We start from the raw sequence: 21,322 nt of genomic DNA, 5'->3' as shown, positions 1-21,322 counted from the left end.
GTATGTTTTATACGGCTATAATATAAGCAACTAAGTTTTCGGGGTTGCATAGTCCTGGCAAGCTAGGTGATAATTATAAATGGGCTTTTAAAAGAAGTGTATAGTTATCTATTAGTATTTTTTTAAGGAGGGATCTTCCCTTGCAGACAAAATCAGCTTTACCGATTTTATTTGTGGTCATGTTTTTGGTAATGGTGGGCTTCGGTATAATTATTCCCGTACTGCCGTTTTACGCTGAAGAAATCGGGGCAAATCCGACGGAACTTGGCCTGCTCATGTCCGTATATTCTCTTATGCAGCTCATCTTTGCTCCAATTTGGGGACGGGTTTCTGACCGAATTGGACGAAAACCGGTGATGATGATTGGAATCGCAGGATTGGCACTATCTTTTTTTATCCAAGCGATTTCTACTCAACTTTGGATGCTATTTGTCGCTAGAATTATAGGCGGAATTCTTTCGTCCGCCAATATGCCGACCGCGATGGCCTATGTTGCTGATATCACGACTGAAGAAAACCGTGGAAAAGGAATGGGGATTGTCGGTGCGGCAACAGGGTTAGGCTTTGTATTTGGACCAGCAATAGGCGGAATCTTTTCGAAGATTAGCTTAAGTATGCCATTCTATATTGCCAGTGCCTCATCATTTATCACTTTGTTTCTAGTTATGATTTTATTAAAGGAATCCAAACATGGAAAAAGCAATTCCGAGAATAAGAAGACATCGTTTTGGAGTGCGTTTAGTGGGACGAGCTCGGTGTTATTCATTGTGCAATTATTTATATCCTTATCCCTTTCAGGTTTGGAAGCAACATTCGCTTATTTTGCCGCAAAAAAAGCAGGACTTGGATCCGTACAGCTTGGTTATATTTTCATGATTATGGGCTTTGGCAGCGCGATTGTTCAAGGTGGCTTAGTTGGAAAATGGACGAAGAAATATGGGGAAAATGTCGTTATTCAAGGCGGGATGATTGTTTCGGCGATTGGTTTCGGGCTAATTTTACTCGTACATAACTTTACCACCGCCGCGATTTATTTAACGATTTTTGGACTAGGAAACGGCGTCATTCGACCAAGTGTTTCTTCCCTGTTAACGAAAACATCTACTACTGGTCATGGAAGTTCAACAGGACTGTTATCTTCCTTCGATTCTTTAGGACGGATTATTGGTCCGCCGCTCGGGGGCTGGCTGTTTTCAATCTCGATTGGCTTTCCGTATATCTCTGGTGCGATTATTACGATCGTGGCCTTTGTTCTATTTCTGTTGTTTCGGCCCAAGGTAATTTCCACGAACTAGTAATTTTACGAAATGGACTAGCATAGAATGAGTACGAATATTCATTTGGTTAAAGGAGCCGGGAGAATGAAATTAACTACCTTTACAAGTATACTGGGTCTTTTGCTCACAATCGGTTTTGTTGCCTATCTTGATTCGCCGTACTCATTTTTGAATATTAACTATTCCTATACGGCTGACCAGCCGGTAATAGCAGAGCCAGCCAGCATTCAGCCGTCCGAGGAAGAACCGGAGCTTGTGGAAAAATTGGAGAAAACCGAAAAGATCGACGGCTATATCGTGGAAACGTATCAGGAATATGAGGTCTATAGGGACCAAGAGGGAAATATTACAGAAGAAATCCCCACATCTAAAATGGACATGTTGAAATATTGGGATGAAAGCGCGACCTCGCCTTCTGTCGAAAATTAAAGCTTAAATAAGAAAAGGCTTTTGGGATAACCCAAAAGCCTTTTCTTCATTTATTTAGGTTATTGTCCTCAATCAACTCTATTGAAGACTATACACAGCAAACAAAACAAAAAACCTCTTCAATTAAGGCTGTTTTTCTGGTTTTTGCCCAACAAATTGAATAACATGTGACAATCCATTATGCAGCTCGCCTTCATGACGTATAACCTCACCCATAAAAAAATGAACGATTCGCCAATCAGAAAAAGTCTCGATAAATTCCTCAGGACGATATAAAAAATCCAATTCCTTAGGGCCGCCACTCTTATAAGGAATTTGGCAGTGGGAATAAACCTCCGTCACATAATACCCACCAGGCTTTACAGCTCCCTTCACACCTTGAAGAGTTTTTTTACGTAAATCAGTTGGAAAATGACCAAAAACACAAACTATTTCATCCCACTGATTGGATTCCCACTCTGCTTCGTTTAAATCAACAAGTTTTGTATTAACCGTTACCCCTTTTAATGCCGCTAGCTTCTTTGTTTTTTGAAGTCCTGATTCCGCATAGTCCCATGTCGTGACATTCATTCCCTGCTGTGCAAGAAAAACGGCATTCCGCCCCTCGCCTTCTGCAATCGCCAATGCATTACCATTTAATTGCAGCTTTTTTTGCATCTCAGCTAAAAACACATTAGGTTCCGTTCCATACATGTAATTCTCATTTGAGAAACGATCATTCCAATGATTCATTTTAACCTCACCTTTTTATAAAATTAAAATGCAATAAACCGATACCCAATACCTCTTACTGTTTCAATTAGCTCTTCTTCTAAATGATTTTTGAACTTTTCCCTTAGCTTTAAAATGTGAACATCCACCGTTCGTTCTGAAACCATTTTATGATCATTCGGATAAAGTTCATCTAAAATCTGCTGCCTTGATAATGTTTGATTTGGATGGCGCATTAAAAAGTAAAGCAGCTTAAATTCGTGAAGGGTTAAAGAAATCGCTATTCCTTGATATTTCACCTCACCTTTAAGGGGTTTCAGCGTAATTTCTCTAAATGTGATTTTGTTGCATCGATGAGCGGTCCTTCTTAGCACCGTTTCAACCCTTACTAACAGTTCGCGCGAGTTAAATGGCTTAGTCACATAGTCATCGGCGCCAATTTTCAACCCATTGATCTTATCTTCATCACTAGTTAATTGCGAAACAAATACAATCGGGATGGCACTCTTCTGCTTAGTGCGAATCCAGCTGCATAGTTCAAAGCCGTTCAAATCATCCAGCTCAGCCTCGCTAATTACAAAGCAGGGATCATAAGTTAGAAAAATCTCTTTCGCATCCTTACAATTAGCTGCCTCCATCACTTGAAAACCAGCATTCTCCAGCTCTTGCTTTATCCTATTTCGAATGTCTTTATTGTCATCAACCACAAGGATAGATTTCCCCCGACTTTTCATTAAAACACCACTTTAATTTATACTTTTCATAAGTTCGGTCATCATCTCTTTATCCATTGGACCTACTATTTTCTTATAAATTATACCATTCGTATCAATAATATAGCTTGTTGGAATCGTGAAGGCCTGATAGGCATCTCCTATTTCTCCCGTACTGTCAAGTAAGACTGGAAAAGTCAGACCGTAATCCTTTACGAACTTATCAATCCCATTTGGATTTTTTTCCGCTGTTGTTAAGTTAACAGCTAAGATTTCAACATTCTTTCCTTTATTGTCCTGATAAAACTTTTGCATATGGGGCATTTCCGCTTTACATGGCGGACACCAGGTCGCCCAAAAGTTTAGAATCAATTTCTTCCCCTTCATATCAGATAACTGTACATCTTTCCCCTCTAACGTCTTTAATTGAAAATTAGGAGCTTTATTACCCTCTTGAAATCCAATTTTCACAGATTTTTGAACATCTTGCTTACTGACATGAACTTTTTTTTCAGCTTCTGTTGTTTTAGAGGCTTGATCGTAAATAGCCCATCCTATCAATCCGAAAAGAATAATTATGGCAGTTATTTTCTTTAACACTTATTTCACTCCTTAAGATGGAAAAATCAGCTTCAAATGTTTTCAATATTTTTCTCATATAATTGTTAAGAAACGGTTAAGCGATGGACTTTTTATCCCACATATTTACTGAAACAATTATACTGCCAATGTAAAACCACTCCTCGGCTGAAAATAAATATGAATTGGCGGATGAATTACCTCCGAAAAAAGATAAAAAAAGACTTAAAAAAGAAAATAAAATGACAATGGAGAATATTCGCTGCTGGGTCAATAAATGTGTCTTAAAATAGAAGATCATTACGATTAAAGCAATAAGCAATCCTAAAGCGTAATGATTAATATTGTTCTCGTTTAGAAAAATTAAGGCAAAGATGTGATACACACTAACGACAGAAAAGCTAAAAATGAATCCGGATTGCAGGTTTAACAGATTTGGAGTATTTGTTTTCTTTCCTTGGATTAGAAAGAAAAGGATGGAGCCGATAATAGCTAGAACCAGCCCCGTTCTTCCGCCTGTAAAATACAGTAATGAGAATGGGCTTTTTATTACTAACGATGGTTCAAGAAAAATTAAGCTCACTTTCCAAATTACAAATCCTGAAAATAAACTATTATATAATAGGTCCATTATTTTTTTATGTAGTTCTCTTTTTTGAGTCCGCCTTAGCCACAGCCACATTATGCTTAGCCCAACAATTACGGCTGACCCTAGCAGCAGCCATTTAAGCAAAATTGCAAAAGAACCTATTTGAATTACTTGCATAAGGCCCCCCTTTAATACATTATTAAAGCTCCTTTTCGCTTATTATACTACAAGGGGTATAATAAGCGAAGGTGATCTTATTGATTAATGATTTCAAATGACTCGTTTATTTTAATGCTATCTTTAACTGATTGAATCATCGCGCAATTTTTAAAAGCCAGCTCCATAGATTTTTTAATTTGTTCTTCCTTAAGATCTGTTCCTTCAATGATGTAAAACAGACTAATCTCGGTTACTTTATTAGCCACTTCTTTGTTTCTTTCAACATTTGATTGGATTTGAATTGCCTCAACCTTCATCCTTTTCTTTTTTAAAATTTTATATAAAATTCCGCTGCTGCACCCGACAATGGAAGAAATCAATAATTCAAATGGCCTGTGCCCCTTTGAAGGATCAGACGAAACATGTAAAGGACTGTAATTTGTTTCAAGAATCGTAACACCATTTTTATATGAGTACTTTAACATTCTTAATTCCCCCTCATAAATTTATGGTTATATCCTCTCATACAATTGTTAAGATTGTATTAAGCATATAAAAAGCGCTTGGCATTTTTTTCATCCAAGCGCTCGTCTTTTTAAAATGTAAGTGTAACATCAGCATCTTTCGCAAAATCTAAAAATGTAACTGCTCCGCCAACCTCGACACCGTCTACAAAGTCTTTCGTATCTAATCCCATGACATCCATAGTCATTTGGCAGCCGATAAATTTAACGCCTAAGTCTTGAGCCATTGCGACTAACTCCGGAATGGAAGGTACATTTGCTTTAGCAAAACCCTCTGCGAAATGTTCTTTACCTGCTGGCATTGAAAGCTGTTTATGTGCTTCTTTATGGATTAAATTTAATCCTTCAAAAGTAAAGAAAATCGCTACCTCTTGATCGGTTGCTGCAGCCGCCGTTGCGATGTTAAACACCTTATATGCATCAAATAACCCACCATTACTTGCGATAATTGCTACTTTCTTATTCATTGTTTAGATCCTCCTCAGAGATTTTTTATTACCACTACCCCTATAGGTATATAGTAAACTAAAAAAATTATATTGTCAAAGCATTTTTCTCTATATGTTCACTGGTACTTTTTCTTGTTTTTTTTTGGTGGCCATAAAAAGACCGGAATAAGGATTAAAGAAAAACCGTCTGCAAATGACATGAACGAAATTTGCCGTGCCCCTATAAAATTTCCAGCCATACCTTAACCGCGACAGCGAAAATTAATACTCCCATTACCATTTGCAATACTTTTGTATTAACCCTTTTCCCTGTATTTGCTCCAATTGGTGAAGCTATTAAGCTGGCAATCACGATAATTAGCGACGGAAGAATTTCAACTTGCCCAGTAGAAATTTTTCCGGCAACTGAACCGATGGATGAAATTAAGGTAATTGCTAAAGAAGAAGCAATCGTCATTCTTGTAGGAACTTTTAATACCGTAAGCATAATCGGTACTAACAGGAATGCGCCGCCTGCCCCGACAATACCTGCCCCAATTCCCACAATAAAGGCTAAAAGCGCTGCAAGCCATTTATTAAATTTTACCTGGTCTAAAGGAATGTCATCAATTCCTTTTTTAGGAACAAACATCATAACGACGGCAATCAATGCTAAAATGCCATAGACGATATTAATGCCGCTTTCCGGCATATGGGTTGAACCGAATCCACCTATGAAACTGCCAAGCAAAATGCTGACTCCCATGTAGGCGATAAGGGTTTTATTTAAAAAACCGCCCTTACGATAGACCAAAACCCCGCCGATTGTCGAAAAGAAAACTTGTATAGCGGTAATTCCGGAAACTTCATGCGCTGTAAAATGTCCAACTCCAAGCATTGCAGGAATATATAACAACATCGGAAAGTTGATGATGGCTCCGCCTATGCCTAACATTCCTGAAATGAAGGATCCTATAAAGCCAAGCAGGAAGAGCGTTATGATTAAACTAATATCCATGTTGTCCTTTACCTTCTTTCTGTAGAAAAGGAACTTTTCTAATTCCCCCACCACAAGTTTTCACAAACCTATTATAAACTGTATTTAAAATTTGAGATACACATTCATTATAATTGATTCCAGGGACTCGTGCCGACTTAGTCATTCGATACCAAGTAAATATTAAATTCTCACCCTTACCTTTTTCAATAAATACTATAAAAATAATTCAATAATCTATTGTAAATTTCCGTAAATAGACTATAATTCATAGTATAACTATAGGAATTAGAGGGATAGGGGGATAAAAATGAGCATTTTTAAAAACCTCTTTATGGAACATTGCCCTAAATGTAAAAAAGTATTGGAAACAAAACATTCAAAACCTTTACAATCAATTGTCATTAAATCATGCCCGGAAAACCATTACCACAAAGAGTTTCATCCGGCATTAGAAACATATATTGAAACTTATAAGATTTCTTAAAAACTTCCCAAAAAAGAAGGCAGATGTTGGTCTGCCTCTTTTATTTATGATTGTAAAATCCCTACACTCGGAGCAATTTAAATTGTCCGCCACCAAATAAGGTTTTAACATAATCAAGTTTTGTATGGTCAAAATAAACTTTGTCTCTTTCGTTAACTAAAAATTGAATTCCTTCTTGTTCAGTGATTTCATCACTATCTAAAGCTGACTCTTCCAGAGCCAGACGAAGCTGTGGTCCCCCTCAGCCAATCCCCATAGATAAACGGATAAGCGGCTTTTTACCTTCATCAATAAGATCCTGCACTTCATTGGTTATAGCTGATATAGCCGCTGGTGTAATTTTAAGCATAACGATCCTCCACTTATTTAAGTTCACAGTAAGGGTACTCTAGCACCGGTACTCCTTTTAAAATTGCCTAGCTTATCGAACAGCACAACGGTTTGGTCCAATTTCCATTTCCCGCTGCTGGTCGAGGTCTGGATTTATTTTACCCATATTTGTTTCACGAATTTCTTGATAAGCATTTGGCTGTGGCGGTAAGTTTTCGGTTACTAATTTTTTAAATTCCGCTTCATCGTCAATATTAAGGCCATGGTTCTTCGCAAACAATGTACCTAATTTTTGTGCAACGGTACCATTATCGTTAAGCTCATCGATAATCATAAAATGTGCAGGAAGAACAAGAAGCTCTTCTGATAATTCTCTATAACGTTTATAAAGAGTTTCCCGCAAATCCCCGACCCAATCCTCTGCTTTTCCAGCCAGGTCAGGTCTTCCGATGGAATCAATGAATAAAATATCACCAGAAAGCAGGTATTTTTCATCGACTACAAAGGAAGTGGAGCCGATTGTGTGACCTGGGGAATATAAAGCATGAATATTGATAGTTGTCTTTCCAATTATTACATCATTGCCATCTTCTAATGGCTGGTAGTCAAAAGTTACTTCAGTTGCATCTTTTGGTGGCAGCCAATATTGCGCCCCAGTTTTTTCACTGATTACACGTCCACCTGAAATATGGTCTGCGTGAAGATGTGTATCAAATACATGTTTGATTTTCACGCCGAGCTTTTCGGCAAAATGAATATAGGTTTCGATCATTCGTGTTGCATCAATCAGTGCAGCTTCCCCATTAGAAACAACCATGTAGGATAAACAGCCCTTTCCGATTCGAACAAACTGATAGATCTCTCCTCCATCATTCAAATCGCCGACCTTAACAGGCTCAAGATACTCACTCCATACCTTCATGCCGCCTTCTAAGTAAGAAATAGTTAATCCAGCTTCAGACAGCATATCTGCAACCATGACAGATGAGCCTTCCTTCGCACAAACAACGAGAACTTCTTTATCAGTAGGAATTTGGTCGAGAATCCCTTCCACTCCATCTAATAGTTCAAAATAAGGAATATTTAAATAGTCAAAGTTCTCCCCTTCTATTTTCCAATCTTGAAAATCACTTTCATTCCGTACATCCAGAATAAACAATTCTTCCTTATTAAAAATCTTTTTTGTTACTTCTTTTGCCGTCATTACGTTTACAGTCATTTTCCACTTTACCCCCTATGGTATTATTTTTGTTAAAAAAAATTGGTTATTGATCAATCCCTTTTGTCTTACCAGTCCATTGGCTCATACCTGGCACCACATTGATTACATTTGTACATCCATTATCCGCTAATTTTTGTGCCGCTAAATCACTACGGTTACCTGTACGGCAGATGACATAGATTTCAGCATCTTTATTTAATTCGCCAATTCGCTGTTCTAATTCACCTAATGGTATTGAGATAGCACTAGGTATATGATTAAAAGCAAATTCCGCTGTTTCCCTAACATCCAGAACCACGATGTTATCATTTTCTTCCAGCTTTTTTTCAAACTCTTCATTATTGATCATATTAGGGTGTTTCTTGTCATTTGTTTCTTCGTTTGAGGATTTACGAAGATAATGCTTCAACACCTCGCCTTCCTCAATGATTCCTAAATATTGATTTCCTGTACTGTCAGCCCATGCTTTAATGTCAGCTTTTGAGCCTTTATCTGTAGCCTGAACTTCTAATACTTGACCTGATTCGAGAAGATCCATTGCCCTTTTTGTTTTCACGATTGGCATTGGACAAGACAAACCTTTTGCATCTAATACTACATTTGCTTCTATGTTCTTCATTTTTTCCTCCTATTTATATACCCACGAGGGTATTGTTAACATTAAAAAAATTTATCTGAGGAATTGTATAGTAAAACCTCGAACAACACTTATGATATACCCAGATAGGTATATTGTCAATAAAAAAAGTAAAAGCCTCTCTTTATTAATAAAGATCCATATTATTAAGTATCTTTAAGAGAAAATAAACACACAATTTTTCATCTGAAAGATCGTGTGTTCATCGGTGATTTACGTAAAGTACTCCAATTTAGCCTTTGGAAAGAACTTTTCCATGTAAGAATGAAGATGTTGTTTGATATCCTCTTCTTCCTCTTTTTGATAAATATATTTGCCGATTCCATACTTTCCCCATTTGTATCTCCTTGCTGTTTCATCTAATTCCAATTTAGTCATGGGATAGTTCTTTTCAATTACCTTTTTCGCTGGTTTGGTAAAGCGATGCTGGATAAATTCAAATGTAATATCATTACGGACATCCATCGGCAGTTCAGCATCCAGACGCTCAAATAGATGATAATAGCCCTCTTCCCATCCCTCATGCAAATAAATTGGCGCGACAATAAACCCTAATGGATACCCTGCCCTCGCCACTTTCCCAGCTGCTTCAATCCGTTTAGCCAATGGTGATGTACCAGGTTCAAAATTTTTAATAACATAGTCTGCATTAACGCTAAAGCGGAACCTTGTTCTCCCGTTGTGTTTGGCATCTAATAAATGATCTACATGATGAAATTTGGTAACAAATCGGAGCCTGCCCAGATCTGTTTTCCCAAAATGTTCGATTGCCCGCTTTAACGAATGTGTCAAATGATCAATCCCAACAATATCCGAGGTACAGGAGGCTTCAAATCTCGTGATTTCGGGAGCTCGTTCTTCCATGTATTGATCAGCCGCTTCCAAAATTTCATCCACATTCACATACGTTCGTATATATGGCTTTGTTCCCATCGTCGTTTGTAAATAACAATAATGACAATGCCCCATACATCCGGTCGCAAACGGAATCGCATATTCTGCGGATGGCTTTGAGGTATCAAATTTTAGCGTTTTTCTTATACCCACGACTAAAGTGGACTTGGCAATCCGGTACCTCTGAAAATCATTTTCCCCTGGCAGGTTTCTTACTTGATTATGGGATGTTGTATAACGAATTTCCACATCCATTTTTTCAAACTTTTCTTTAAGTTCGGCACCGAGCGGATATTCTAAAGCTTTCGGTTCAAAGTATACGAGTTGAGGTATAAATGGTTTCATGAAAGACATTCCTCCATTAAAACTCACCGAAATAATGCTCGTAAGCCTGAATAGCGTCAGCCTCACTAGCATAAACAGCTGTATCATTTGTCAATGGATAATAGGTCTCATATAAAAATAATGCCAATTGATCCGGCTGATCCGGATGATTCACAACTGCGGCTGATTGAACGTTGGCCACATCCTGTGTATGTGGGTTGCGATAAAAAACATAAACAATATCTCCCGGATTGTAGGGAGTGCCATTGTTGTTTACTTCCATGATCTTCACCATCCTAGCGTATTTTGGAAAAAACAGTACCTTTAACACAAAGAAAAAACGCCGCAAAAGGGCGTAAAAATTAAGAGGAGGAGGAATTTTTGTCCTTCATATTAGTTAATCCCTCTGCATTTGGGTCTATTTCTCCATATCCAGTAACATTTCCAGCGTGTTCTTCATGATATTCCGAGCCTGAACCAGATTGATAGACGGCTTTAGCTTTTGAGTTATTATTATTCTTTTCCTTCAAGTTGTTCACCCCCTCTGTTAAATAGGATTCGTTATCGTTGGAAAGTTATTCGACCTTTTTTAAAAGACATCCATTAGACCTGTATGGGAATTATATTTTGGTAAATAATAGTACCAGACTAAATACAGGAGTGAATCGTAATGATTTTATTACAAACGCCTATTGAAGGGAAACAAGCTAATTTTGGGGCAGCGCGAAGTGTATTTGATTCCTTCGGCTGTAGTTTTTGCAGTAATTTTGATTACCATCAAGGAAAATTTGATGCCCTTTTATGGCGGGATGGCGGGGAATCCATCTATTTGCGTGTTCCGATTTATGTCGTAGATGGGGAATTGGACCATTCTAGTGCGCAAATCGAATTTGGCGCACCATTCGTCATTAAACACGTCGTAAATGTAGGACTGGACCACGATGAAAATTCATTTGTGACCGCCACAACCGGACTTGCTCAATTTCAAGATCCAGTGGACCAGGATGGATATATTTATGATAAAAGCAGATGGGAACAAGCAGGTAAAGAAACGGTTGAACGAATTTTGAATTCTATGACCGGATTACTTAGCTCCTAGTTCATTAAGCAAGAGCACTGAAAAAGTTTGCTCTTGCTTTTTTATTTTAAAACAAGCCAAATTTTTAAAATTTAATGGCAAAAACACTCCCATTTTCTTAAGTTTTGCATTTACTATTTCTGAGAGGAGGGGATGGTAAATGAAGGATGAAAAAACGTTCCATCAAGCTGCGGTTGAACTTTTGCATCGTGAAGTGGTGGTTATAACCAGACAAGGCAATTTTGAAGGTAAGCTTCTTAGTGTTGGAACAGATGTGCTAGTTCTGGAAGATCATCGCTTAGGAGGGCGCCCGTTCAAATTATTTATTCGTATAGAGGAAGTGATAGCGATCCGCCGCGCTGAACGCAGACGACCTATGGGACCATTCGGTTTCATGCCAATGGGTGAAGAATTTGAGGAATCCAGTGAAAGGCATGAAAGACACGAAAGTCACGATCGACACGAAAGTCATAATATACACGAAAGCAGGTAAGATAACCTGATAAAAAAATAGCCGAAAATTACATGTTTGTCTATACTCATAAATTCTACCGACATACGCTGTAAGTAAAGTGTATGGAGGTGAAAAATATGAGTGGCGGATACGGAGGCGGAGCAGGATTTGCTCTTATTGTTGTTCTATTCATTCTGCTAATCATCGTGGGCGCAAGCTTCATGGGCGGATTGTATTACTAGGATCTAACAGTTTATTCTTGGGAAAGCAGCCATGGACTAAAACATGGCTGCTTTTTTTGAAAAATTTGAATAACTATATGATAAACTTGTCTTAACTTACACTGGAGGTTTCAATATGAATAACGATGAAGTAAAGACATGGCTGAAAAATCACCAACATCCGCTAACAGATAAACTCGTATCCTTAGAAGAAACTTTTTGGCTTAATCCAAATCTTCAGTCCTTCAAGACAGCAATCGTAAACTGTCCGCTGACACTAAACGATGTTTTGGAGGCAGAAGCCAGACTGGAAAGGTTTGCGCCTTATATTGCAAAGGTTTTTCCGGAAACACAAGAAACGAAAGGGATTATTGAATCACCATTGGTTAAAATTCCAAAAATGCAGGAAAACCTGGTACAGGTTTATAAGCAGGAGATTTTAGGCGAACTCTGGTTAAAATGTGACAGTCACCTGCCAATCTCGGGATCGATTAAAGCACGCGGGGGTATTTATGAAGTCCTTAAAAAAGCGGAAGAATTAGCAATTAATCACCAAATGCTCAAAATAGAAGATGATTATTCTATCTTAGCAAGCGATGAGTTTCGCACATTCTTCTCCCAATATGCCATTGCAGTAGGGTCAACTGGAAATTTAGGCCTCAGCATTGGGATTATGAGTGCAAAATTAGGCTTTAAAGTCACTGTACATATGTCGGCGGATGCTAAACAGTGGAAGAAAGATCTACTTCGCAGTAAAAACGTCAAAGTAATCGAATATGCCTCGGATTACAGCAAGGCAGTCGAGGAAGGAAGACGACAAGCGGAGGCTGACCCGGCATGCCATTTTATTGATGACGAAAATTCCCGTGACCTGTTTTTAGGCTATGCGGTGGCAGCCATTCGCCTGAAAAAACAACTGGATCAATCAGGAGTCACAGTCGATGAGGAACATCCTTTATTTGTGTACCTGCCTTGCGGTGTCGGCGGCGGACCTGGAGGTGTCGCTTTTGGACTTAAGCTGATATTTCATGATCATGTACATTGTTTCTTTGCAGAACCGACCCACTCCCCTTGCATGCTGCTCGGCTTAATGACCGGCCTGCATGACAAAATCGCTGTCCAGGATCTTGGAATCGACAATAAAACCGCTGCAGATGGACTGGCGGTTGGCAGGCCGTCCGGTTTTGTCGGCAAAGTCTTAGAACCATTCTTAAGCGGGAATTATACGATCAGCGATGAACAAATGTATAAGCTTTTAAAGAACCTGGCGGATACAGAAAATATTTATCTTGAGCCCTCTGCCCTTGCAGGAATGGTCGGCCCGGTGAAATTATGTAAGGAAGGCACCGACTATTTGCAAAAGCACCAGCTTTTAAACATAGCGGCTAAAGGAACCCATATCGTTTGGGCGACAGGCGGCAGTATGGTGCCGAAAGACGAGATGGACAACTTTTATCAAAAAGGCTAATTAAAAAGGTCAGATCCGTTTCATCGGAATCTGACCTTTTTTCACACAGTTTTTGAATCCAAACTCATGCGCTTTTCTAATTTTTTCAACAAGAAAGAAAACAGCATGACGAGAGCCAAATAATAAAAACCTACCACAATGTAGGATTCCAGCTGTCGATAATTCGAGGCGGCCTCACTTAACCCCGAACCCCAAAGCTCGGCCATTCCTACATAGGCAACTAAAGAGGAATCCTTGAGTCCAATTATAAATTGATTACCTAGCGGCGGAATAGAAAACTTGAACGCTTGAGGCAATATAACTCGCCGCATCGCAAGCCGATAACTCATTCCAAGAGAACGCGCGGCTTCCATCTGCCCGCGGTCAATGGATTGGATTGCGCCACGAAAAATTTCAGCAATATAGGCACCGTTATGAATCGCTAAAGCTAAGGCACCTGCCCAAAATTGCGAAAATGTAACAACTGAAGCAATTCCAAAATAAAGAATGGCAATTTGGACAATTAAGGGGGTGCCGCGGATAAGGCCGATATATACGGTCGCGATATAATTTAATAATTTTTTTGAAGAGATCCGGAAAAAAGCGATAATAAGTCCAATCATACTTCCGATTAATAATGAAGTCAGTGTTAATTGTAAGGTTAGCAATGCAGCGCGAGGAAAGACATCTAATGTGTTAAGAAAAATATCAAGGATAAGAATCACCTTCCCTATTAAAATATGGAATGGGTGTCATACATAAGACGACACCCATATGAAACTCTTACTCTCCTAAGATATTGCGCCCAAACCACTTTTTACCAATTTCTTCGTATGTTCCGTCTTTAATAATTTCATCAAGAGCTTTGTTTAATTGTTTCAACATTTCATGATCATCTTTGCGGACAGCAATACCTTGATCATCATGTGTCATTGGCTCGCCAACATCCTTAATTTTGATGGCGCCCTCTTTTATGATCGGAAGTCCCACCATTTGGTCAGTGATGACAGCATCTAATCTTCCTGTAGGCAAGTCCATTAACGCCGTAATATCACTGTCATATTCGACGATATTTGCCTTATCTGTATTTTTCAAAGCCAACTCTTTATACGTACTGGCCTTGACTACCCCAATCTTCTTCCCCTTTAAATCTCCAGGTCCAGTAATATCATTGTTGTTTTCGGCAACAAAGATTTGGGCACCTGAGCGGTAATATGGTTCGGTGAAATTAACCGATTTAAGCCGCTCTTCCGTAATCGTCATACTGCCAATAATGGCATCGAATTTTTTCGCCTGTAAGCCTTGGATTAATGTTTCCCATGGGTTTGTCACCGCCACCGGCTTCATCCCCATTTTCTTGGCTAGCGCCTCACCAATCTCGACATCAAACCCCTTTAACTTTCCATCATCTTTGAAATTAAATGGTTTATACAGTCCGCTCATTGCATAATGAAATTCCTTTTGATTTGCTGCTTTTCCTGAATCCTTGTCTTTATCCTGCCCGCAGGCACTAAGTACCAAGGACAATATTAACAAAGCCGCCAATATTCCCGACTTCCACATTCTATTCAAGTTCCATCATCCCCCTATGTGTTTTTTAAAGCACTCTGTTTAAAAACTGCCTTGCCTTATCATGCTGCGGATTGGTGAAAAATTGTTTCGGCGGGCCTTCTTCTAATATCTTTCCATCCCCCATAAAGACAACCCTGTCGGCAACTTCGCGGGCAAAGCCCATCTCATGTGTAACAACGACCATTGTCATCCCCTCCTTCGCCAGCTGCTTCATAACCTGAAGCACCTCACCGACTAGTTCCGGGTCAAGAGCAGAGGTGGGTTCGTCAAAAAGCATAATTCGCGGTTCCATCGCAAGGGCTCTGGCGATGGCTACCCGTTGCTTTTGCCCGCCGGATAAGTTTTCCGGGTAGGCATTTGCCTTATCACGGAGCCCGACCTTTTCCAATAATTGAAGGGCTTTTTCCGTTGCTTGGGCCTTGTCCACCTTCTTGACATGAACCGGCGCTTCAATAATATTTTCCAACACATTTTTATGCGGAAAAAGGTTGAAATGCTGAAACACCATGCCGACCTCCTCCCGGACTTTGTTTAAATTTGTTTCTTTAGGAATAATTCTCCGATCTTGAATCAAGATTTCGCCTTCATCAAACATTTCAAGAAAATTTATACAGCGAAGTAATGTACTTTTTCCAGACCCGCTTGCTCCAATAATGACAACAACTTCTTTCTCCGATACAGTTAGGTCGATTCCCTGTAAAACTGTTTGTGAACCAAACGATTTCACTAGGTTTTTAATCGTAATCACGGCACCCTCCTTGTATGTAGTCCTGATTTTCGCTTCATTCTATTTGCTTACGTTCCATACGGCTTCTTTAGTAAATCGTATTATTTGGGATTGCATTTTATTCGAAACTTTTGGAATGTTTGTCATTAAGGAGCGAAATTTATATTTTTTAGACACCAAAAAGACACAAACTTTTTAGCTTGTGCCTAGGTGCTGAACAATCAAATCCTTAGTTCTTATTTATTCTTCACATATACGCTTTCCGACTTATTCGGTACACGAAGTGATAGTAATTCAAACGTGAATCCGTATAGAAACGCCACAAGAAACATCGAACCAATCATGTCAAACACAACATGCTGTTTGACAAATAGCGTAGAAATGATAATAAGACTGCCGCCGATATGAATCAGCAAATTATTTACGATATGTTTATTTTTAATATGAAGCGATGCCAGCATGATGGCAAATGTTGTTAAGACGTGAATGCTTGGGAAACAATTATATGGTTCATCATTGGCATAAATCCACTGAACGAGCATAGACATGAATCCATCGTCGTTAACTGCCGGTCTTGGGACAGTTGTTTGAAAAAAGAAATAGATGGCGAAGCAGATCAGCTCGCCAACGACAATCAGCGACAAAGTCTTCAGGTATACTTTCGGATCCTTAAAGCAAAAGTATACCAAGTAGCAAAAAATATAGGCATACCAGAGTATATAAGGAATAATAAACACCGCTACAAAAGGAATCGCTTGGTCGAGCGGAGAAATGAAATCCACCGCTTTATGGGAACGTTCATTTAACAGCTGGTAAAGCCCGCCAAGTACTGGCATAATCAGTAAAAATAATAAATAGGGAGCTCTCTTTACAAATACTTTCAAATACTCTCCCCTCCCTAACAATCATTTAGTAGTACGTTAGATTTTGTTGAATTTTAAGAAAGTACATTTTTAAGTTTTAAAGTTTCATTGATTATTTTTTCAATCAATTCCTGGGCCGTAAGCTTTTTCGCTAATCTTGGACTTTGGCCCGACCACAGTGACATATATTCCGGATTTTTACTGGCAGCGGCTGCTTTTCTGATTCCTTTTGTTAATGCATTTTGTAATGGATATTCTGGTAGGTCATCCTCTGTTTCTTGCAGTCTTTCAATAAATAGGTTGTTTACACCACGCGCCATTTTTCCAGAAAAAGCCTTTGTTATGACCACTTGGTCTTCAGATGCTTCCAATATAGCATCTTTATGAAGTGTATTCGCCCCGCTTTCTTCACAAACGAGGAATGCTGTGCCCATCTGTACTCCCATTGCCCCTAAACATTGTGCCGCCATCAAGCCTCTTCCATCCATTATGCCGCCGGCGGCAATAATCGGAATTGAAAGACAATCCGCAACCTGAGGAATCAGTGACATCAAGCCAATCAGACTTTGCTGCTCCCCTGCTGCAAAGGTCCCGCGATGTCCGCCTGCTTCAGAACCCTGCACAACAACAGCATCCATTCCCGCTTCTTCATTCATAATTGCTTCCTGAACGGTAGTGGCCGTTCCAATAATAATAGACGCATTTTCCTTTAATTTGGTTCTTATTTCTTCTGAAGGAATTCCAAAAGTAAATGAACAAATTGGAATATTTTCTTCTAGTACGATATTCACCATTTGTTGAAACGTTTCTTTGTCCTGCTTGTAGTTAGGAAGTGAAGGGGTCACGGTAGGGATCCCTATTTCTGATTCGATTGTTTGGAGATATTTTTCAGAGTGTTTGAGCTTTTGTTCATCTACTGCATATTGATTCGGTACAAATAGGTTAACACCAAAGTTTTTTCTCGTTAATGCCTTAATTTCCATAATTTGATTTCTTAACTGATCCGGACTTAAGTAGCCCGCCCCAATCATCCCCAGCCCCCCGGCATTCGATACTGCTGCCACTAATTCAGATGTGGTCACTCCTCCCGCCATTGGAGCTTGAATAATCGGATAATCTATCTTCAACCTTCTGGTTAAACCGTTCTGTAACATGTTAATTACCACCTTTCTCCTATCTTTATTCTATTTTTTTATGAATTTCCCTTTAATTTGACAAGATTTTCTCTAATTATTAATTGGTGTCAGGCACCGTTCGCGGACATTTGTACGTATCCAGTGGACACATTGTAATAAAAAGGAAGAGAAACATTAGAAGGCGCGTTTCTCTTCATCGTTGTGTTTGGGAAATATGGGGTAGAGCTAGTTAGCTTGGCAGTTGTCTACGGTTAAATCCGTGAAATCGCGTTCCCTGGAAATCAAGTTCTCCGGCATCCCCTTCCGCGATTAGTCCAAAATCACGCCCAGTAACACTTAATTCCATCCTGTCGCCGCTTTCCACTTGGAAGGTAATATAATACCAAGTGCTCGAATGATGGTCCGCCCCGCCGCCGCTAACCTCGGTCCGTTTAGAAACCACCACTGCAGCCACATTCAAGCGTGGCTGCTTATTATTATAGCTCCATTGTCTAACCCCGCTGAATATGACGAAAATAATAAATCCGATAATAAGGATAAAAAAGATTGGAAAAAGGACTTCCATCATACTAAACATATCAAACCCTTTATCAAAATCCATACCGTCCCCCCTATTGTTACACTGTATATCTATCTCAAATAATCATACGACATATTTAATTATTTGTTTCGGAGTTTTCCTGTGAAATTAAAATTTTTTAAGGGAGAAAAATTATGTTAAACTTTTACTATTAAGTGATCGTGGAAAAGACGAGGGGTTTTTATGCAACGAATCATATTGTTTGATGGGGTCTGCAATTTTTGCAACAGCAGTGTGCAATTTATAATAAAAAGGGACCCAAAAGGCCATTTTAAATTTGCCTCCCTCCAAGGAGAGATTGGCCAGCAGCTGCTTAATCAGCACGGTTTAAACTCTAAAATGGACAGTTTTGTGCTAATTGAGGATGACAACATTTTTTTCGAATCGACAGCTGCGCTCCGTGTTTGCCGCAAATTGAAGGGTGGTTGGAAGCTGCTTGCCGGTTTATTCATCGTTCCGAGCCCGCTGCGAAACTCTATTTATAAAATCATCGCCAAAAACCGCTATAAATGGTTCGGCAAAAAAGACAGCTGCATGCTGCCGCGGCCGGAATGGAGAAATAGATTTTTAGATTAAAAATCAGTTTTGCGGCTCGTTTACCCGCAACAAAAAAACGGCATCCACACTGTATGGAGAATGCCGTTTTTTATTATGCCTTTTGATAGTTTAGGTCCCAAATAACACCGTACGGATCTTTCACTTTGGCATATTTTGCTCCCCAAAAGGTATCTTGCAACTCCATATAAACAGCACCTTTTTCACTCAAAGCGTTGTAAATGGATTGAATTTCTTCTTCGCTTTCAAAATTAAGAGCCAATGAAATATTACTTCCGACAACGACAGCGGATCCTGGGAAGCAATCCGAAACCATGATAAATAAATCATCTTTTTTAAACCGGCCGTGAATTAAGCGGTCTTTTGCTTCAGGCGGCATTTGATACCCTGCTTCAACAAACGTTTTTAGCTCGAATACTTCCCCGCCAAATACACTTTGATAAAATTCCAGCGCTTCCTTCGCATTCCCATCAAACATAAAATATGGTGTTGCTTGTCCTCTCAAAGCTAACACTCCTTTAATAAAATGAATCATATGTATTAAAGACTATCATACTAAAATAGAACCTACATCTTCTAGTTATACACCTTGATATGAATCTTTGTGAAAATTACTAATATGTTTGAATAACTCTTTTCCATCTTTTGGTTGATTGGTGTCAGGCACCAAATCCAAATACATAGCCTGATACTTTTCAGGGACCCAAATATAATGATGAATATATTCCGTTAGAACGAAACCGGATGTTTGCCAAAAATGTTTTCGAGCAAGGTTTTCTGGGCTTTGATCGGCTTCCACTTCGATTAGTAGCCGCTCAAAACTTCCTGTGTTTTTACACCAATCTTTAATCCTGGCAACCATGTTTTTGCCTTGAATATCCAACAGAAAACGAGCACTACCCCAACACCAAAAAGCTTTCCTTATCAATCTGTTCAATTTCAAGCGTAAACATACTTCCATCTTGGTGCATGTGTAAGTACGTTTTGAAAATCAACCAAAATCGTTATTTTCATAGAAATTCAGTCCAACAAACAGTTATTACCCCTAATATGATGATACCACACTACCAAATCGCACCAACACAAAATACAATTATCCAATTTTTTAGTCAAAAAAGAACCTTTGAACAAAGGTCAAAGGTTAATTGAGTCCTATACAGAATACTGTAAAGAACCCACTTTAGGAGGTCTAAACTCAGAAGAATTTAAACAAGTCCATTTTATCATGATAGAAACCATCTAACAATAGTTTAAAGCGGTAAAGTGAAAAAGTAGTAATATATATATATAACTTTTTTCCTATAACAAAAAATAAAATTCTCCTAAAAAAAGGCCGCTACTGATAAACTTATAGCGACCTGTACATCCCTTTAACAGAAAGGCTGGATTACTTATCGTCTGAAGCTGCAACCTCTGAAGCGGATTTTTTCTTATTAATATTGTGGACAATAAACGTAGCGGCAAATGCCAATATTAAGATTCCAAAGAATACAAGGTGATGCAAATGGAACCCTAACACGCTCGCGAACATCTTTGCCGCGATGATTGCGATTAAAATGAACGCCGTGTTCTCAAGCTCTGGAACTCGATCAATTAACACTAAGAAAAACTTGGCAACTGTACGCATCATCAAAATTCCCAACATTCCACCGACAAGAAGGATCCATACCTGTTCAGATACCGCAAACGCAGCCAAAATACTATCGGCAGAAAAAGCAATATCCATTAACTCCACGGAAATAACCGTTCCCCAGAACACACCAAAAGTACGGATGAGCCAGCTTTCCTTCTTTACTCCCTCTACATCGTCTTCCTTCTCGCCTAACCAGAAATGTTTCACTACGAGCCATGCTAGGTAAGCGGCACCCAAGACCTTAATCCACCAAAACTTAATCAGCAGCATCCCTAGTCCGATGAAAACAAAGCGGAAGAAATATGCACCAAACAAACCATATGTCAAAGCTTTTTTACGCTGATTTGGCGGAAGATGCTTCACCATGACCGCAAGGACCAGCGCATTATCAGCTGAAAGCAGCCCTTCTAGGATTACCAACGAGCCTATGTATCCCCAGGAAACCGGATCAGACAAAACCTCGACCCACATCCCCCAATCAAAAAATGACGCATAGGTTGACCAAATTTCATTCAAAATATTCAACAAATATTCCCCTTTCTTTACCAGCGCAGAGGTCACTGACCAATTGTAGAGCTAGCAAGTTAAAAATTAATGAAAATAAAAACATATAAATTTTTACAATATATAGAGCCAAAATCTTTTTATTAATCTACTCCTTCCACGCAAATTCATTATTCATACGTTCTTTAGACTAATAGGTTTCATTAATCCAACAAATTTTTTTATATTCGCTCCATACCACTAAAATTCAGA

The 21,322-nt window shown here is 39.0% G+C and carries 29 protein-coding genes; 8 read left to right on the top strand and 21 right to left on the bottom strand.

The window, feature by feature from the left end:
• The first annotated feature begins 140 nt into the window (after window positions 1-140).
• Both A6749_RS24320 and A6749_RS24315 read left to right on the top strand, forming a co-directional pair.
• Entirely contained in the window at window positions 141-1,295 is a 1,155-nt protein-coding gene (locus A6749_RS24320; RefSeq protein ID WP_066398356.1) for an MFS transporter, read from the top strand.
• A gap of 66 nt (window positions 1,296-1,361) precedes the next feature.
• Window positions 1,362-1,706: a hypothetical protein gene (locus A6749_RS24315; RefSeq protein WP_066398345.1), complete on the top strand. Its 345-nt coding sequence runs from the start codon at window positions 1,362-1,364 to the stop codon at window positions 1,704-1,706.
• A gap of 123 nt (window positions 1,707-1,829) precedes the next feature.
• On the opposite strand, the gene A6749_RS24310 is transcribed toward A6749_RS24315, so the two are convergent.
• The 7 genes from A6749_RS24310 to A6749_RS24280 form a co-directional block, all read right to left on the bottom strand.
• Window positions 1,830-2,438: a class I SAM-dependent methyltransferase gene (locus tag A6749_RS24310; protein ID WP_066398339.1), complete on the bottom strand. Its 609-nt coding sequence runs from the start codon at window positions 2,436-2,438 to the stop codon at window positions 1,830-1,832.
• Window positions 2,439-2,461: 23 nt separating this feature from the next.
• Window positions 2,462-3,151: a response regulator transcription factor gene (locus tag A6749_RS24305; protein ID WP_066398336.1), complete on the bottom strand. Its 690-nt coding sequence runs from the start codon at window positions 3,149-3,151 to the stop codon at window positions 2,462-2,464.
• 12 nt (window positions 3,152-3,163) lie between these two features.
• Window positions 3,164-3,730, bottom strand: a complete 567-nt coding sequence (locus tag A6749_RS24300) for a peroxiredoxin family protein (protein ID WP_066398334.1) — start codon at window positions 3,728-3,730, stop codon at window positions 3,164-3,166.
• A gap of 76 nt (window positions 3,731-3,806) precedes the next feature.
• On the bottom strand, window positions 3,807-4,475 hold the full coding sequence (locus A6749_RS24295) for a hypothetical protein (RefSeq protein ID WP_066398332.1): 669 nt from the start codon (window positions 4,473-4,475) through the stop codon (window positions 3,807-3,809).
• A 77-nt stretch (window positions 4,476-4,552) separates the two neighbouring features.
• On the bottom strand, window positions 4,553-4,942 hold the full coding sequence (locus tag A6749_RS24290) for an OsmC family protein (RefSeq protein WP_066398329.1): 390 nt from the start codon (window positions 4,940-4,942) through the stop codon (window positions 4,553-4,555).
• A gap of 110 nt (window positions 4,943-5,052) precedes the next feature.
• Window positions 5,053-5,448, bottom strand: coding sequence for a DsrE/DsrF/DrsH-like family protein (locus A6749_RS24285; protein ID WP_066398322.1), 396 nt, complete (start codon window positions 5,446-5,448; stop codon window positions 5,053-5,055).
• Between the two features lie 202 nt (window positions 5,449-5,650).
• Window positions 5,651-6,427 (bottom strand): sulfite exporter TauE/SafE family protein, encoded by a 777-nt coding sequence (locus A6749_RS24280; RefSeq protein WP_066398320.1) that lies wholly within the window; start codon window positions 6,425-6,427, stop codon window positions 5,651-5,653.
• Between the two features lie 289 nt (window positions 6,428-6,716).
• Here A6749_RS24280 and A6749_RS28695 point away from each other — a divergent pair, with 289 nt between their 5' ends.
• Window positions 6,717-6,893: a hypothetical protein gene (locus tag A6749_RS28695; RefSeq protein WP_164745649.1), complete on the top strand. Its 177-nt coding sequence runs from the start codon at window positions 6,717-6,719 to the stop codon at window positions 6,891-6,893.
• Between the two features lie 421 nt (window positions 6,894-7,314).
• Here the strand turns inward: A6749_RS28695 and A6749_RS24275 are convergent, their stop codons facing one another.
• From A6749_RS24275 to A6749_RS28495, 5 genes are all read right to left on the bottom strand, one after another.
• Window positions 7,315-8,442 (bottom strand): MBL fold metallo-hydrolase, encoded by a 1,128-nt coding sequence (locus A6749_RS24275; RefSeq protein WP_066398317.1) that lies wholly within the window; start codon window positions 8,440-8,442, stop codon window positions 7,315-7,317.
• A 46-nt stretch (window positions 8,443-8,488) separates the two neighbouring features.
• Window positions 8,489-9,064 carry a sulfurtransferase TusA family protein gene (locus A6749_RS24270; protein ID WP_066398314.1) on the bottom strand — a complete coding sequence of 192 codons (576 nt, stop codon included), beginning with the start codon at window positions 9,062-9,064 and terminating at the stop codon, window positions 8,489-8,491.
• A gap of 231 nt (window positions 9,065-9,295) precedes the next feature.
• Window positions 9,296-10,321 (bottom strand): spore photoproduct lyase, encoded by a 1,026-nt coding sequence (gene splB / locus A6749_RS24265; protein ID WP_066398312.1) that lies wholly within the window; start codon window positions 10,319-10,321, stop codon window positions 9,296-9,298.
• Between the two features lie 16 nt (window positions 10,322-10,337).
• Window positions 10,338-10,583, bottom strand: coding sequence for a transcriptional regulator SplA domain-containing protein (locus A6749_RS24260; RefSeq protein WP_066398309.1), 246 nt, complete (start codon window positions 10,581-10,583; stop codon window positions 10,338-10,340).
• Window positions 10,584-10,662: 79 nt separating this feature from the next.
• On the bottom strand, window positions 10,663-10,830 hold the full coding sequence (locus tag A6749_RS28495; RefSeq protein WP_161487169.1) for a hypothetical protein: 168 nt from the start codon (window positions 10,828-10,830) through the stop codon (window positions 10,663-10,665).
• 140 nt (window positions 10,831-10,970) lie between these two features.
• Between A6749_RS28495 and A6749_RS24255 the strand changes: the two genes are divergently transcribed.
• From A6749_RS24255 to A6749_RS24245, 4 genes are all read left to right on the top strand, one after another.
• Window positions 10,971-11,399, top strand: a complete 429-nt coding sequence (locus A6749_RS24255) for a YugN family protein (protein ID WP_066398302.1) — start codon at window positions 10,971-10,973, stop codon at window positions 11,397-11,399.
• A 139-nt stretch (window positions 11,400-11,538) separates the two neighbouring features.
• Window positions 11,539-11,871 (top strand): DUF2642 domain-containing protein, encoded by a 333-nt coding sequence (locus tag A6749_RS24250; protein ID WP_066398299.1) that lies wholly within the window; start codon window positions 11,539-11,541, stop codon window positions 11,869-11,871.
• 98 nt (window positions 11,872-11,969) lie between these two features.
• Window positions 11,970-12,074, top strand: a complete 105-nt coding sequence (locus A6749_RS27880) for a YjcZ family sporulation protein (protein WP_084797967.1) — start codon at window positions 11,970-11,972, stop codon at window positions 12,072-12,074.
• A 115-nt stretch (window positions 12,075-12,189) separates the two neighbouring features.
• The gene (locus A6749_RS24245) at window positions 12,190-13,521 is read left to right on the top strand and encodes a D-serine ammonia-lyase (protein ID WP_066398296.1); all 1,332 of its coding nucleotides are present in this window, start codon (window positions 12,190-12,192) and stop codon (window positions 13,519-13,521) included.
• 41 nt (window positions 13,522-13,562) lie between these two features.
• Here A6749_RS24245 and A6749_RS24240 read toward each other — a convergent pair whose 3' ends face one another.
• From A6749_RS24240 to A6749_RS24215, 6 genes are all read right to left on the bottom strand, one after another.
• Entirely contained in the window at window positions 13,563-14,216 is a 654-nt protein-coding gene (locus A6749_RS24240; RefSeq protein WP_066401158.1) for an amino acid ABC transporter permease, read from the bottom strand.
• A 67-nt stretch (window positions 14,217-14,283) separates the two neighbouring features.
• A complete protein-coding gene (locus A6749_RS24235) occupies window positions 14,284-15,072 on the bottom strand; it encodes an ABC transporter substrate-binding protein (RefSeq protein ID WP_407937518.1) in 789 nt (262 codons plus the stop codon).
• 25 nt (window positions 15,073-15,097) lie between these two features.
• The gene (locus tag A6749_RS24230) at window positions 15,098-15,820 is read right to left on the bottom strand and encodes an amino acid ABC transporter ATP-binding protein (RefSeq protein ID WP_066398274.1); all 723 of its coding nucleotides are present in this window, start codon (window positions 15,818-15,820) and stop codon (window positions 15,098-15,100) included.
• Between the two features lie 215 nt (window positions 15,821-16,035).
• Window positions 16,036-16,683 (bottom strand): phosphatase PAP2 family protein, encoded by a 648-nt coding sequence (locus A6749_RS24225; RefSeq protein WP_066398271.1) that lies wholly within the window; start codon window positions 16,681-16,683, stop codon window positions 16,036-16,038.
• Between the two features lie 53 nt (window positions 16,684-16,736).
• The gene (locus A6749_RS24220) at window positions 16,737-17,816 is read right to left on the bottom strand and encodes an NAD(P)H-dependent flavin oxidoreductase (protein ID WP_066398269.1); all 1,080 of its coding nucleotides are present in this window, start codon (window positions 17,814-17,816) and stop codon (window positions 16,737-16,739) included.
• A gap of 211 nt (window positions 17,817-18,027) precedes the next feature.
• A complete protein-coding gene (locus A6749_RS24215; protein WP_066398258.1) occupies window positions 18,028-18,399 on the bottom strand; it encodes a DUF2500 domain-containing protein in 372 nt (123 codons plus the stop codon).
• 162 nt (window positions 18,400-18,561) lie between these two features.
• Here A6749_RS24215 and A6749_RS24210 point away from each other — a divergent pair, with 162 nt between their 5' ends.
• Complete coding sequence (locus tag A6749_RS24210; RefSeq protein WP_066398252.1) at window positions 18,562-18,954, top strand: thiol-disulfide oxidoreductase DCC family protein; 393 nt, start codon at window positions 18,562-18,564, stop codon at window positions 18,952-18,954.
• Between the two features lie 73 nt (window positions 18,955-19,027).
• Here the strand turns inward: A6749_RS24210 and A6749_RS24205 are convergent, their stop codons facing one another.
• From A6749_RS24205 to A6749_RS24195, 3 genes are all read right to left on the bottom strand, one after another.
• The gene (locus A6749_RS24205) at window positions 19,028-19,447 is read right to left on the bottom strand and encodes a VOC family protein (RefSeq protein WP_330220464.1); all 420 of its coding nucleotides are present in this window, start codon (window positions 19,445-19,447) and stop codon (window positions 19,028-19,030) included.
• Window positions 19,448-19,513: 66 nt separating this feature from the next.
• The gene (locus tag A6749_RS24200; RefSeq protein WP_066398233.1) at window positions 19,514-19,876 is read right to left on the bottom strand and encodes an N-acetyltransferase; all 363 of its coding nucleotides are present in this window, start codon (window positions 19,874-19,876) and stop codon (window positions 19,514-19,516) included.
• 444 nt (window positions 19,877-20,320) lie between these two features.
• Complete coding sequence (locus tag A6749_RS24195; RefSeq protein ID WP_407937539.1) at window positions 20,321-21,037, bottom strand: TerC family protein; 717 nt, start codon at window positions 21,035-21,037, stop codon at window positions 20,321-20,323.
• Window positions 21,038-21,322: the final 285 nt, after the last annotated feature.

It is taken from the genome of Neobacillus mesonae (genome assembly GCF_001636315.1).
GTDB classification, from domain to species: Bacteria; Bacillota; Bacilli; order Bacillales; family Cytobacillaceae; genus Neobacillus; species Neobacillus mesonae.
This window is presented reverse-complemented; position numbering and strand designations above follow the sequence as displayed.